The 14,064-nt window shown below is 42.6% G+C and carries 11 protein-coding genes; 9 read left to right on the top strand and 2 right to left on the bottom strand.

Annotation, left to right across the window (positions count from 1 at the left end):
- The first annotated feature begins 119 nt into the window (after positions 1–119).
- The 4 genes from FZC88_RS13100 to FZC88_RS13085 all read left to right on the top strand — a co-directional run bounded on the left by FZC88_RS13100 (position 120) and on the right by FZC88_RS13085 (position 4,429).
- Entirely contained in the window at positions 120–680 is a 561-nt protein-coding gene (locus tag FZC88_RS13100; protein WP_187443626.1) for an MEDS domain-containing protein, read from the top strand.
- A 221-nt stretch (positions 681–901) separates the two neighbouring features.
- Positions 902–2,422, top strand: coding sequence for an aldehyde dehydrogenase (adh, locus tag FZC88_RS13095; protein WP_148970723.1), 1,521 nt, complete (start codon positions 902–904; stop codon positions 2,420–2,422).
- Position 2,423: 1 nt separating this feature from the next.
- On the top strand, positions 2,424–2,756 hold the full coding sequence (locus tag FZC88_RS13090) for a DUF779 domain-containing protein (protein ID WP_148970722.1): 333 nt from the start codon (positions 2,424–2,426) through the stop codon (positions 2,754–2,756).
- Positions 2,757–2,968: 212 nt separating this feature from the next.
- Positions 2,969–4,429 carry a catalase gene (locus tag FZC88_RS13085; RefSeq protein ID WP_148995240.1) on the top strand — a complete coding sequence of 487 codons (1,461 nt, stop codon included), beginning with the start codon at positions 2,969–2,971 and terminating at the stop codon, positions 4,427–4,429.
- Between the two features lie 327 nt (positions 4,430–4,756).
- Here FZC88_RS13085 and FZC88_RS13080 read toward each other — a convergent pair whose 3' ends face one another.
- Positions 4,757–6,139 carry a sigma-54 interaction domain-containing protein gene (locus tag FZC88_RS13080; RefSeq protein ID WP_148995239.1) on the bottom strand — a complete coding sequence of 461 codons (1,383 nt, stop codon included), beginning with the start codon at positions 6,137–6,139 and terminating at the stop codon, positions 4,757–4,759.
- 474 nt (positions 6,140–6,613) lie between these two features.
- On the opposite strand from FZC88_RS13080, the gene FZC88_RS13075 reads away from it, so the two are divergent.
- From FZC88_RS13075 to FZC88_RS13065, 3 genes are all read left to right on the top strand, one after another.
- Entirely contained in the window at positions 6,614–7,807 is a 1,194-nt protein-coding gene (locus FZC88_RS13075) for an ornithine--oxo-acid transaminase (RefSeq protein WP_148970719.1), read from the top strand.
- A 151-nt stretch (positions 7,808–7,958) separates the two neighbouring features.
- Positions 7,959–9,203: a Glu/Leu/Phe/Val family dehydrogenase gene (locus tag FZC88_RS13070; RefSeq protein ID WP_148970825.1), complete on the top strand. Its 1,245-nt coding sequence runs from the start codon at positions 7,959–7,961 to the stop codon at positions 9,201–9,203.
- A 220-nt stretch (positions 9,204–9,423) separates the two neighbouring features.
- Positions 9,424–10,815 (top strand): aldehyde dehydrogenase, encoded by a 1,392-nt coding sequence (locus FZC88_RS13065; protein ID WP_148995526.1) that lies wholly within the window; start codon positions 9,424–9,426, stop codon positions 10,813–10,815.
- 55 nt (positions 10,816–10,870) lie between these two features.
- Here the strand turns inward: FZC88_RS13065 and FZC88_RS13060 are convergent, their stop codons facing one another.
- A complete protein-coding gene (locus FZC88_RS13060) occupies positions 10,871–11,104 on the bottom strand; it encodes a DUF378 domain-containing protein (RefSeq protein ID WP_044338099.1) in 234 nt (77 codons plus the stop codon).
- 199 nt (positions 11,105–11,303) lie between these two features.
- Here FZC88_RS13060 and FZC88_RS13055 point away from each other — a divergent pair, with 199 nt between their 5' ends.
- Together FZC88_RS13055 and FZC88_RS13050 are read left to right on the top strand one after the other, a co-directional pair.
- Complete coding sequence (locus FZC88_RS13055; RefSeq protein WP_148995238.1) at positions 11,304–12,467, top strand: iron-containing alcohol dehydrogenase; 1,164 nt, start codon at positions 11,304–11,306, stop codon at positions 12,465–12,467.
- A gap of 204 nt (positions 12,468–12,671) precedes the next feature.
- Positions 12,672–14,021: a glucose-6-phosphate isomerase gene (locus tag FZC88_RS13050; RefSeq protein WP_148995237.1), complete on the top strand. Its 1,350-nt coding sequence runs from the start codon at positions 12,672–12,674 to the stop codon at positions 14,019–14,021.
- Positions 14,022–14,064: the final 43 nt, after the last annotated feature.

Genomic DNA, 14,064 nt, shown 5'->3' with positions numbered 1-14,064 from the left:
GACTGCCTTTCTTGAAGGGCGGTCTTTTTTTTAAATCCATTTTTTAAAAAAGAGGAGTTCTGCTCTTCCATAGAGAAACTATACTATAATTGGAAAAACCAGTTGAAAGGCGGGTTGAATTGAAAGAAAAAATAGGGAATCTATTAAATGAAAGTCAATCTCATATCCTCTATTCATATAATGATCGAAACCGATATCTACAAAATGCCATTGCGTATGTTCTCGAGGGAATCGAAAAGGGGGATTCTATTGTTCTTATTGAGAACGAGAGGAACCTGAATGTATTGCTTAAACAGTTAAATAATCAATTAACCAGCGACCAATTAAAGAAAATTCATGTTATTAGTAACTTTGATTTCTATCAATCGAGTGGTAGCTACCATCCTCCAGCCATTTATGAACAATTAACGAAATCCATTACCCCATTTTTAGAGAACGATATTTCTTTCCGTTCGTGGACAAATGTGGAATGGGGCACATTGGAAGACCCCGCATCAATCATTGAGTGGTTCGAAACAGAAACGGATCGTGCTATTCATGAGCATAATCTGACCATCGTCTGTGCGTACGAATCAGAGAAAATGCCTGACCACCTGGAAGATGCACTAAAGAAAAGTCATGGGCACATCATGACGGATGAAGATATCGTGATCTCGAAAGTATACAGTAAAACTAAATAGTCTGCGACCAGGACGATGCCACCCATGAAAGGGGGGAGTCGTCTTTTTTTATGATCTTTTCGTAAAGTTTATTGCTACTTTTCACCTAAAAAATTTATCATAAATTAACGAAAAATAAAGAATTTTTAAACAATATACTTGTCCGTACCTCATAAATGACCTATAATAACAATGAAAGCGCTTAATTAACAGAAAAATACATAAATATAGGAGGATCTTAGATGCTTTATAATAATCCGAATACTGAAGGTTCATTGGTACAATTTAAGGACAAGTATGAGAACTTTATTGGTGGAGAATATGTGCCGCCAGCAAGTGGAGAATACTTTGAAAATGTATCGCCTGTCACGGGGAAAGTTTTCACGAAAATTGCCCGTTCAAACAAAGAGGATGTAGAAAAGGCATTGGATGCTGCACATGCAGCGAAAGACGCATGGGGTAAAACCTCTGCTACGGAAAGATCCATCATCTTAAATAAAATTGCGGATCGTATGGAAGAAAACCTAGAAATGCTTGCTGTAGCCGAAACATGGGATAATGGTAAGCCGGTTCGTGAAACATTAGCGGCAGACTTACCCCTTGCGATTGACCATTTCCGTTATTTCGCCGGATGTATCAGAGGCCAGGAAGGATCTCTTGGTGAAATCGATAATGATACGGTCTCTTATCATTTCCATGAGCCAATCGGGGTTGTAGCCCAAATCATTCCTTGGAATTTCCCGATTCTGATGGGTGTTTGGAAGATTGCACCTGCCCTAGCTGCAGGAAACTGTGTAGTCTTGAAGCCTGCTGAGCAAACACCGGCTTCCATCATGGTTCTGATTGAACTCATTGAAGACCTGCTGCCTAAAGGTGTACTGAATGTGGTGCAAGGATTTGGAGTGGAAGCAGGGAAACCCCTTGCGCAAAGTAAGCGTGTTGGTAAGGTAGCCTTCACGGGTGAAACGACAACAGGTCGCCTGATCATGCAATATGCTTCTCAAAACATTATCCCTGTTACGTTAGAACTTGGTGGTAAATCACCTAATATCTTCTTTGAAGATGTAATGGATCAGGATGATGATTTCCTTGATAAAGCAGTCGAAGGTTTCGTGATGTTTGCACTTAATCAAGGAGAAGTGTGTACATGTCCTTCAAGGGCGCTAATCCAGGAATCGATCTACGATAAGTTCATGGAGCGTGCAATCGAACGAGTGAAACAAATCAAGCAGGGGAACCCGTTGGATTCAGATACAATGCTGGGTGCTCAAGCCTCTCAAGAACAATTGGATAAGATTCTATCTTATATTGAAATCGGGAAAGAAGAAGGAGCGGAATTACTCATCGGTGGTGAGCAAAATACACTGGATGGAGATCAGGAAGCAGGTTTCTATGTGAAGCCGACAGTCTTCAAAGGCAACAACAAAATGCGTATTTTCCAGGAAGAAATCTTTGGCCCTGTTGTTTCCGTTACAACGTTCAAAACGAAAGAAGAAGCCCTTGAAATCGCCAATGATACTCTTTACGGACTTGGGGCAGGTGTGTGGACGCGTGACATGAACACGGCTTACCGTTTTGGTAGAGAGGTTCAAGCAGGACGCGTATGGACTAACTGTTATCACCAATACCCGGCACATGCGGCATTCGGTGGATACAAAATGTCCGGTATCGGTCGCGAAAATCATAAAATGATGCTATCACACTATCAACAAACGAAGAATTTACTAGTTAGCTATAGCCCTAAAGCGTTAGGTTTCTTCTAAAATGGAACAGCGACTAGAGGCAACAGAACAAGCCCTCCATCTAATTGAAACGTTAAAAGGAAAGCATGGTGCCCTCCTGTTTCATCAGTCTGGAGGATGTTGTGATGGCAGTTCTCCTATGTGTTTAAGTCAAGATGATTTGATCATCGGTGACAGTGATGTATTAGTAGGTACTGTAGCCGACTGTCCTTTTTATATGAACGAACAGCAATATGAGTATTGGAAGCATTTCCGGATCATATTGGATGTAAAAGAAGGAAGGGGAGGAGTGTTCTCTTTGGAATCAACGGAAGGCGTACGCTTTATCACGGATTCTAAATTGATCAAACCATAAACGTGAAGGTTTTGGTTCTACTCTTCCAAACCCGATAATATTTTTTAGAGACAACTTTTTGTATAGGTTGTCTCTTTTTTATGCTTGATTTAATTATTTTTAATGATTACTAATTTAAAATAATTATAATTTGTGATTGACTTTCATTCTCAAGTAGTTAAAATAAAACTATAATCACTTAATAATAATTATAATCTAAAGGAGTGTTTTTAGTGGAGAAAAGAAAACTCACAACGAATCAAGGTGCCCCGATCGGCGATAACCAGAACTCAATTACAGCTGGAGAAAAAGGACCTGCACTGCTTGAAGATTATCAGCTAATTGAGAAATTGGCTCACTTCGATCGTGAAAGAGTTCCCGAAAGAGTCGTTCACGCCCGAGGAGCGGGAGCGCATGGTGTATTCATTACAAAAAACAGCATGAAAAAATATACAAAAGCCGCACTTTTTCAGGAAGCAGGCAAAGAAACACCTGTATTTGCCCGTTTTTCCACTGTCGTCCATGGCCAGCATTCTCCTGAAACCTTACGGGATCCCCGTGGATTTGCCGTGAAATTTTATACCGAAGAAGGGAACTGGGATTTTGTCGGGAATAACCTCCCTGTCTTCTTTATTCGTGATGCCATGAAGTTTCCCGATATGGTTCATTCATTAAAGCCGAATCCCCAGACGAATATCCAAGAACCAGAGAGATATTGGGATTTCATGTCCTTGACTCCGGAATCAACCAATATGCTCCTGCATCTCTACACGGATGAAGGAATCCCCGCGAACTATAGACAAATGCGCGGATCCAGTGTGCATGCGTATAAATGGGTGAATGCAGCTGGCAATACAGTGTACGTAAAGCTTAGTTGGAAGCCGAAACAAGGTATTAAGAATTTATCTGCGGAGAAAGCAGCTGAGATTCAAGGGAAAGATTTTAACCATGCAAGCCGTGATTTATATGATTCGATTGAAAAGGGAGATTTCCCTGAATGGGATCTGTATGTTCAGGTACTGGACCCAATGGATATGGATTCCTTTGATTTCGATCCTCTCGATGCGACGAAGGATTGGTCAGAAGATGACATCCCATCTCACTTTGTCGGTACGATGGTTTTAAATGAAAATCCAGAAAACATCTTTTCTGAAACTGAATCAGTGGGCTTCAATCCGGGAGTGCTTGTGAATGGAATGCTTCCTTCTGAAGATAAGTTGCTGCAAGGAAGGCTATTCTCCTATTCTGATACACAGCGTTACCGGATAGGTGCCAACTACCTCCAGCTCCCGATCAACTGTCCATTTGCTCAGGTGGCGAATAATCAAAGGGACGGACATATGCCATTCAAGCAGCCAACGGGCTCAGTGAACTATGAGCCGAACAGCTTCGATGATACACCGAAAGAAGTGGCGGGATATTCGGAAATACATCAGCAGATGACGGGTGAAAGAGGAAGACAGAAAATCCGGAAAACAGATGATTTCGGTCAGGCCGGACGTATTTACAGAAGCTACCCGGATGAGGTGAAAGAGCAAGTAGTGAAGAATATTTCCAGTGAACTATCTCAAATCAACGAAAGAATAGCCTTGCGCGCGGTGTGTAATTTCTTCCGGGCAGATGTAGAGCTCGGTAAGAAGCTAGCGGAGAGTATTGGGGTGGATTTGACTCCTTATTTGCAGCATATGGAATAAGCATGGAGGAGTGAGTGCTGGTCTTTTTGTCGGTGGAGTGGTGCTGATGAAGGGGCTGGTGCTCTTTTTATGTTTGGGGAGATATTAGGTGGGTGGGAACGGGAGAAGAAGGATTCTAATCATTGAATAGTTATCAACAATGATTATCTGCCATTTTCAGGTTTTATCTTCCATATTCAAGATTTACGTGCCATTTATAATTTTTATCTGCCATATATTCATTTTACCTACCATTTTCAAAAAACGACAAAAATCGCATCTCCAAACAACCACAACCACCAACAAAAACAAAAAGCCACTCCCAAAAAAGAGAAGTGGCCACCACCATCAAAATGAATTCCGTTCGATCCCGTATTTCCTAATCCGATATTGCAAATTCTGCCGGCTCATTCCAAGTGATTTCGCCGTTTTGGTAATATTAAAGTCATGGTATTTCAATGACTTCTGAATATAATAGGTTTCTGCTTCTTCAATGAAAAGCTCCAACGGTTTGATCTCGGCTCCGGATTGGTAGAGGAACTCCGATTCATCCTGGCTTTCACCTCCGACAGCTGTGTGGTGGATGCGCTGCCTGAAACCAAATGGAAGATGATTGAAACCCATCTCCTCTTCAAAGCCAACGAGATTAAACGCTCCCTCGATGACATGCTCAAGTTCCCTCACATTGCCCGGCCAGTCATACTGTTGGAAAATCTCCCTTACTTCATTCGAAATCCCCTTGATACTCATGGCAAAATGGTGGTTGTACTGGTCAATGAAATAGTCCACGATCTCCGGTAAATCTTCTTTTCTAGAACGAAGAGAAGGGATGAAGATTGAAACAATGCTCAGCCTGTAATAAAGGTCCTTTAATAACCGCCCTTCTGCGATGGCGTCGATGGGATCCTCGTTCACCGTCGCCATCACCCGTACATCGTATGGAAGGTCCGTCCCACGGGAAAAGAAGTTTAATAGCTTCTTTTGAAGGGAAGGGGTTAAGGAGTTGATTTCGTCGAGGAGGAGGGTTCCTCCCTGTGCTTGTTGGAAGAGGGATGGTCGGTGATCTTCCGGGTTGCTGCCTTCCCGCTCCTCATGAAATAGGATTTCTTCAAGCATATCATCGCGTAATGATGAACAGTTCTGGGTGATGAAGGGACGGTTGGCGCGTGCGCTGTCGTTATGGATGCTTTGAGCGAAAAGCTCCTTGCCTGTCCCGATTTCACCACAGATCAACACAGGGGAAGAAGTCCTTGCCGCCCGCTTTCCAGTTTCGACTGCGTCCTGCAGGCGGTGATGCTTACCGATAATGCTATCAAAGGTATATAAGCTGCTCGGGCGCTTATGTATATGATCCCTCATCACCTTTTCGAGTTTGGTGATGTCCCTGGCAATTTCAATCGCTCCAATCAACACCTCATCATGAAAAATAGGGAATGTATCGTTCATCGTGGTGATTTCGATTCCATTTATATTAAAGTAAGTTTGCTTAACGTTGAGGGTAGGCTCCTTTGTGCTTAGAACTTTAAGAAGTGTACTTTCCTCTTCGGAATGAAATTGGAAAACATCCAGCAAATTTTTATCAAGGACGTCTTCAATTTCCATGCCTTCGATTTCGCGCATTTTACGATTGTAGATGATGGTTTTCCCGGTAGAATCGATGACATGAACGCCTGATTCGATATGTTCAGCGACTTTTTCGTACATATACAAACGCTTTTCAGATTCCAGCATGCTGTCTCGCTCCTCTTCATTTTTGTTAGATCTTACTGCAAAACGTATCGTCTATTGTCTTCTTTTTGCGCAAATTTTCCATCCGTTCGATGTTAGATTCAGGAGTTGGTGTCAATGGAATCCGCAAAAAGAGTGGAATTATAAGAAATTTTAAAAAAACTCTTGAAAAATGCAACTATCTTTTGCATTATTATAAGTGTAAGGGTTTTCTAAATGCAAATATTTTTTGCATGCCTGTTAACTAACCTCGTCGTTGTACAGGAGGTATCGTTGGCTACCAACCATTTGGTGGATTCAACATGTCAGGTACCGACTCCAAAGCGGGCGGACCGGATTATCTTCTGCTTCACCTTCAAGCAAAAACAACATCAGAAACACTTTAAGAGTATGAAAACGGGAAGGGGCCTTTGTCTACATGGGCTCCAACCCTGTATATAAACAATTATTTTTTTCATTACCTAAGGAGGAACCTATATGGCAGTAAGTACTCATTCGATTATTGAACAAACGGAGAAATATGGTGCGAAAAATTATCATCCACTTCCAATCGTCATTTCAGAAGCGGAGGGTGTATGGGTCAAAGATCCGGAAGGCAATAAGTATATGGATATGCTTAGCGCTTATTCAGCGGTCAACCAGGGACATCGTCATCCAAAGATCATCCAGGCGTTAAAAGATCAAGCAGACCGTGTGACACTGACGTCACGTGCGTTCCACAACGATCAATTAGCCCCTTGGTATGAGAAGATCTGTAAGATGACTGGTAAAGACATGGCCCTTCCAATGAATACGGGTGCCGAGGCAGTGGAAACGGCGATCAAGACAGCTCGCCGCTGGGCGTATGATGTGAAGGGTGTAGCAGAAAACAGTGCGGAAATCATCGCGTGTAACGGGAACTTCCACGGAAGAACGATGACAGCTGTTTCCCTTTCTTCAGAAGAAGAATACAAGCGTGGTTTCGGCCCGATGCTTCCAGGGATCAATTTAATTCCTTACGGTGATCTGGATGCGTTAAAAGAAGCCATCACTCCAAATACAGCCGCTTTCCTTATCGAACCGATCCAGGGAGAAGCAGGGATCGTATTCCCTCCTAAAGGCTTCATGAAAGCAGCATATGAATTATGTAAAGAAAACAACGTTCTATTCATTGCAGACGAAATTCAGGCAGGTCTTGCCCGCTCAGGGAAAATGTTCGCGTGTGAGTGGGAAGATGTTGATCCTGACATGTACATTTTAGGAAAAGCACTTGGAGGCGGAGTGTTCCCGATTTCATGTGTTGTGGCCAATGAAGAAGTATTAGGCGTATTCAACCCCGGCTCCCACGGTTCTACTTTCGGAGGGAATCCGATGGCATGTGCGGTTTCTGTCGCATCGCTGGATGTATTGATCGATGAAAACCTGGCAGATCGTTCTCTGCAAATGGGAGAATACTTTATGAGTAAACTTCGTGAGATAGATAATCCTATGATTAAGGAAGTTCGAGGCAGCGGATTATTTATCGGAGTGGAACTTAAAGAACCAGCCCGTAAATACTGTGAACAACTGAAGGAAGAAGGACTGCTTTGTAAAGAAACACATGATACAGTCATCCGTTTCGCTCCACCACTTGTCATCTCACAAGAAGATCTGGATTGGGCAATTGAAAGAATCAAAAAAGTATTGTCTTAATTCCCGCTGGGGTTAAAAGTTTTTTTCTTAAATAGAGTGGAAAAGGCATGAAAATAAAAATTATTTCTTTCCCCAGTCAATGGTTAAAGATACGGTAATATGTTACAATTACAACGTTTCAGATCACATAATAAAGAGGCGAATGTTTACAATGGGAGAAAACCTTAATCTGTTTACTTCTACACAGCATGTCATCAATGATGCTTTATCGAAGCTTGGATATACGGAAGAAATGTATGAACTTCTGAAAGAGCCGATTCGTATGTTGACCGTTCGTATCCCGGTTCGAATGGACGATGGCAGTATCAAAGTATTTACGGGCTACCGTGCACAGCATAACGACGCAGTCGGACCTACCAAGGGCGGAGTACGATTCCATCCTGAAGTGGATGAAGAGGAAGTAAAGGCTTTATCCATGTGGATGAGCTTGAAATGCGGAATTGTTGATTTGCCATACGGTGGAGGAAAGGGCGGGATCATCTGTGATCCGAGAACGATGTCTTTCACTGAACTGGAAAAGCTAAGCCGCGGTTATGTTCGTGCCATCAGTCAAATTGTCGGACCTACAAAGGATATCCCGGCACCTGATGTGTACACAAACTCACAAATCATGGCTTGGATGATGGATGAGTACAGCCGTCTTCGTGAAAATGACTCACCAGGATTCATTACAGGAAAACCGATTGTTCTTGGTGGTTCCCAAGGTCGTGAAAAGGCAACGGCTCAAGGTGTTACCATCTGTATTGACCAAGCTGCAAAGAAACGTGGCATCGACATCAAAGGTGCACGCGTCGTCATCCAAGGTTTTGGAAATGCAGGCAGTTTCTTAGCGAAGTTCATGCACGATGCCGGTGCAAAGGTCATTGCCATTTCCGATGCCCATGGTGCCCTTCATGATCCGGCTGGTTTGGATATTGATTATCTGTTAGACCGTCGGGATAGCTTCGGTACGGTAACGACACTATTTGAAAACACGATTTCAAATAAGGAATTGCTGGAGCTGGAGTGTGACATCCTTGTCCCTGCTGCGATTTCAAACCAGATCACTGAAGAGAATGTCTATGATATTAAAGCATCCATTGTGGTAGAAGCTGCAAACGGTCCGACTACCTTTGAAGCAACACGAATTCTTTCTGAAAGAGGAATCCTGCTAGTACCAGACGTGCTTGCAAGTGCGGGTGGAGTAACGGTTTCATACTTCGAATGGGTTCAGAATAACCAAGGGTATTATTGGACAGAAGAAGAAGTAAACGAGAAGCTTCATGCTAAACTTGTCGAAGCTTTCAACAATGTATACGAAACATCTCAGAATCGTCGAGTGAATATGCGACTCGCCGCATACATGGTCGGCGCACGCAAAATGGCTGAAGCCTCTAGATTCAGAGGTTGGGTGTAACGATCGCATAAGATAAGAACGTATTCTCAATTTATTGGGGATACGTTCTTTTTTCGGTTTTAAAGGATTTATCTATTTAATTACGAAATGATTAGAGAGCATCGATTATGGGTAAAATCATTGAAATTGACAACAGATGCAAATCATCGTACGATATTTATGTTCTTATGTTTAAACTATTAAACATTAATGTTCTGGAGGGATTCATGTGTCAACTGAAATGATTATAGAGGAAGCTTCTATTGAAGCGGTTGAATCAACACTTCATCAACATAAGCAATTTTTTAAGTCCGGGGTTACGCGGCCAATACAATATAGAAAAGACTTGTTAGAGAAGTTCTCAGCAGTCATAAAAAATCATGAAGCAGAAATCATCGATGCATTGAAAAAAGATTTAAATAAATCCGAGATGGAAACGTATGCGACAGAAATCGGAATCCTGCTTGAAGAAATTCGTTTCGTTCTCAAGAATATCGACGTATGGGCAGAACCTAAAAAGGTCAAAACGGCGAAAACACATATTGGCTCGAAAGCCTATACCGTCCCGGAACCTTACGGGGTAACACTGATCATAGCACCTTGGAATTACCCGATCCAACTTGCACTTGCTCCTGTCATTGGAGCGATCGCAGCCGGTAATACAGCCATCATTAAACCATCAGAATTAACTCCTTCTACATCAGCTTTATTAGCGCAAATGATCAATACTCATTTTGATCCAAGACAGCTTTTCGTAATTGAAGGAGGAGTGGAAACAACACAGCATCTCCTGAAACAGCCTTTCGATTATATTTTCTTTACCGGGAGCGTCCCAGTCGGAAAAGTAGTGATGGAAGCAGCAGCAAAGCAGTTGATTCCTGTCACTCTTGAATTGGGCGGGAAAAGCCCGTGTATCGTGGATGAAACCGCTGATATTCCTCTGGCTGCCAAGCGCATCGCATTCGGGAAAGTGACGAATGCCGGACAAACGTGTATTGCACCTGACTACCTGTTTATTCATAAAAGCAAGATAGATGAATTTATAACTGAATTTAAGAAAACGGTTATTGAATTTTATGGAACAGAACCATTAAAGAGTGAGAAATTTGGTAGGATCGTCAATGAGCGTCATTTCAATCGTTTAACAAGCTACTTGGAAGATGGAGAAATCCTCTTAGGGGGAAATGTAGATGCTGGGAGCTTAAAAATTGAACCCACTTTAATGAAGCCAAGAGATTTTACTGTACCGGTGATGCAGGATGAGATATTCGGCCCGGTTTTCCCAGTCATAGAATATGAGGAGCTTGATGAAGTCATTGATTTGGTGACAGAGCGGCCGAAGCCGTTGGCCCTGTATTTATTCACGAGCAATCCAATTACAGAAGAAAAAATAAACGGATCGATTTCCTACGGTGGCGGTTGTGTAAATGATACACTTATGCACATCGTTACACCGTACCTTCCTTTCGGGGGAGTAGGGGAGAGTGGGATTGGGAATTATCATGGAGAATCAAGCTTCTCAACCTTCTCACATTACAAAAGCATCTTAAAACAGACGACGAAGTTTGACTTAAGCTTCCGTTATCCAAGTGGAAGATTTGGTATGCAGATCATTAAGAAGTTACTGAAATAAGAAAGGTGACCCAGAGGATGGGTCACCTTTTAGAGATTGTACGGAGATCCAGTTTTTAGCGCGTAGGCTCAGTATGAGGTTCTCTTTCAAGCTCTTCCGTCGGTTTAAATAACAGTCCAAGGTTAATTAGACCGGCAATACCAACTAAACCGTATATGATTCGTGATAGAGCGGCATCTTGACCACCAAAGATGGCTGCAACAAGATCGAATTGAAAGAAGCCGATAAGTCCCCAGTTCACAGCACCAATGATGGTAAGAACCAAAGCAATGCGTTGAATTGCACTCATGTTGTTTTCCTCCTTATTGAATGGCTCATTTATAAGTTTCCCATTGCCTCTATTCCTATTCAATTTGACTGCAACAAAATTTCCTTGTGCAAGTTCTTTGCATTTTGGGGATGATATATTCGATAATAGGAAATGTGTTTAAGACATTTTGGGTAACGAAATAGTTCGGCCCTTATAAAATACAAGGAGGTAACAAAAAATGAATGACTTTACTTTTTACAATCCAACCAAATTGATTTTTGGAAAAGGGCAAGTAGAACAGCTGAAAGAATTGGTACCTCAATATGGTAAAAAAGTGCTTGTCGTGTATGGTGGCGGAAGCATTAAGCGTAATGGGTTATACGATCAGGTAATGTCTGTATTGAAGGATATTGATAGCGAAGTATTCGAGCTTTCCGGAGTAGAACCGAATCCACGTCTTTCCACAGTCAGACGAGGTGTAGAGATAAGTAAAGAAAATAATATTGAATTTATATTAGCTGTGGGTGGCGGAAGTGTCATCGACTGTACAAAAGCAATTGCTGCTGGTGCAAAGTATGATGGTGATGCATGGGATCTTGTAACGAAGAAAGCTTTTGCGAAAGAAGCTCTTCCATTCGGAACAGTCCTGACTCTTGCAGCGACCGGCTCTGAAATGAATGCAGGATCAGTTATTACGAATTGGGAAACGAATGAGAAATATGGTTGGGGCAGCCCGGTGACATTCCCGCAATTCTCTATCCTGGATCCGGTAAATACCTTCACAGTACCGAAAGATCATACAATCTACGGTATGGTGGATATGATGAGTCACGTGTTTGAACAGTATTTCAATAATGCAACCAACACACCACTTCAGGACCGTATGTGTGAGTCCGTTCTGACTACGGTTATCGAAACAGCTCCGAAGTTGATCAATGATCTTGAAAACTATGAGCTTCGTGAGACGATTCTGTACTCTGGAACAATTGCCCTTAATGGAATGCTGCAAATGGGCTACAACGGTGACTGGGCCAGTCATAACATTGAACATGCCGTTTCAGCCGTATACGACATCCCACATGCAGGTGGACTCGCGATCCTATTCCCGAACTGGATGAAGCATAACTTGAAAGTGAATCCTTCACGATTTGCTCAACTGGCAGAACGAGTATTCAATGTAGACCCTGCCGGTAAGTCAGAAGAGGAAGTGGCACTGGAAGGAATCGAAAAGCTTCGTGAATTCTGGACGAGCATCGGAGCACCGTCCCGCTTGTCAGACTATGACATCGACGACAGTCAACTGGACCTGATGGCAGACAAAGCCATGGTGAACGGCGAATTCGGTAACTTCAATAAATTAAACAAAGATGACGTACTTGCGATTCTGAGAGCATCTCTATAATGAAATGTGGGAGGGACGGACCTTGTGAAGGTCCGTCCCTCTGTATTGGTTTGTACACCAAAAATTAGGGGAATATTAGCAGGTGAGTACAGTAGTTGAAAAAAGTTTGCAATGCACACGCTTACATAAAGGGGGCTTTCTTGATTCTCGGGTCAGCTTTCGATAAAGTGAGATAGAAGAAAATATTTTAATCGGAGGATGGTTATGACACACATTCGTTTTGATTATTCAAAAGCGTTATCGTTTTTTGGAGAACATGAACTTACATACTTAAGTGATGCCGTGAAGGTTGCTCATCATTCGTTACACGAACAAACAGGTGCAGGGAACGACTTCCTGGGATGGATCGACCTTCCTGTTGAGTACGATAAAGAAGAGTTTTCCCGCATTCAAAAATCAGCAGAGAAAATTAAAAATGATTCCGATGTCCTTCTTGTCATCGGTATTGGTGGTTCTTATTTGGGAGCCCGTGCAGCGATTGAAATGCTGAACCACAGCTTCTACAATGCTCTTCCGAAAGAAAAGCGTTCCACTCCACAGGTCCTGTTTGTTGGACAAAATATCAGCTCCACATACATGAAGGACTTAATGGACCTTCTTGACGGAAAAGACTTCTCCATCAATGTGATTTCGAAGTCCGGAACTACGACTGAACCAGCGATAGCTTTCCGTATCTTCCGTAAAAAGCTGGAAGAAAAGTACGGGATGGAAGAAGCTCGCAAACGCATCTATGCGACAACGGATAAATCGAAGGGGGCCCTTAAAACATTGGCATCTGACGAAGGCTATGAAACATTCGTTGTTCCTGATGATATCGGCGGTCGCTATTCTGTCCTTACAGCCGTTGGACTGCTTCCGATTGCTGTAAGCGGAGTGGAAATCGAGACGATGATGAACGGTGCTGCACAGGCCCGTGAAGATTTCAGTAAATCTGAGCTTACAGAGAACCCTGCTTATCAATATGCTGCTGTTCGTAACGCGCTATATAATAAAGGAAAAACGATCGAAATGCTCATTAATTATGAGCCTGGTTTACAATACTTTTCTGAATGGTGGAAGCAGCTATTTGGGGAAAGTGAAGGGAAAGACCAAAAGGGAATTTATCCTTCTTCAGCTAACTTCTCAACAGATCTTCATTCTCTTGGACAATATGTTCAAGAAGGACGCCGTGACATTTTTGAAACGGTCATCAAGGTTTCAGAGCCACGTCATGAGCTGAAAATCGAGAAGGCTGACAGTGATTTGGACGGCTTAAACTATTTAGCCGGTGAAACGGTTGATTTTGTAAACAACAAAGCGTTTGAAGGGACCCTGCTTGCCCATACAGATGGTGGCGTACCAAACCTGATCGTTGAAATTCCGGCGATGGATGCATACACATTCGGTTACCTCGTGTACTTCTTCGAGAAAGCGTGTGCGATGAGTGGATACCTGCTGGGTGTAAATCCATTTGACCAACCTGGAGTGGAAGCATACAAAGTAAATATGTTCGCCCTTCTTGGGAAACCAGGCTTTGAAGAGAAGAAGGCGGAGCTTGAAAAACGCCTTAAATAAGGAAAGAGCACTGAGGAAATCTCAGTGCTCTTTTTACATTTTT

Source organism: Rossellomorea aquimaris, from assembly GCF_008180865.1.
GTDB lineage: Bacteria > Bacillota > Bacilli > Bacillales > Bacillaceae_B > Rossellomorea > Rossellomorea yichunensis.
The sequence above is the reverse complement of the archived record's forward strand: the minus strand, read 5'-3'. Positions and strand labels throughout refer to the sequence as shown.

Coding starts and splice junctions, on each gene's coding strand:
- adh (WP_148970723.1), top strand. CDS start 902: ATGCTTTATAATAATCCGAATACTGAAGGTTCATTGGTACAATTTAAG.
- FZC88_RS13090 (WP_148970722.1), top strand. CDS start 2,424: ATGGAACAGCGACTAGAGGCAACAGAACAAGCCCTCCATCTAATTGAA.
- FZC88_RS13080 (WP_148995239.1), bottom strand. CDS start 6,139: ATGCTGGAATCTGAAAAGCGTTTGTATATGTACGAAAAAGTCGCTGAA.
- FZC88_RS13075 (WP_148970719.1), top strand. CDS start 6,614: ATGGCAGTAAGTACTCATTCGATTATTGAACAAACGGAGAAATATGGT.
- FZC88_RS13070 (WP_148970825.1), top strand. CDS start 7,959: ATGGGAGAAAACCTTAATCTGTTTACTTCTACACAGCATGTCATCAAT.
- FZC88_RS13065 (WP_148995526.1), top strand. CDS start 9,424: ATGATTATAGAGGAAGCTTCTATTGAAGCGGTTGAATCAACACTTCAT.
- FZC88_RS13060 (WP_044338099.1), bottom strand. CDS start 11,104: ATGAGTGCAATTCAACGCATTGCTTTGGTTCTTACCATCATTGGTGCT.
- FZC88_RS13055 (WP_148995238.1), top strand. CDS start 11,304: ATGAATGACTTTACTTTTTACAATCCAACCAAATTGATTTTTGGAAAA.
- FZC88_RS13050 (WP_148995237.1), top strand. CDS start 12,672: ATGACACACATTCGTTTTGATTATTCAAAAGCGTTATCGTTTTTTGGA.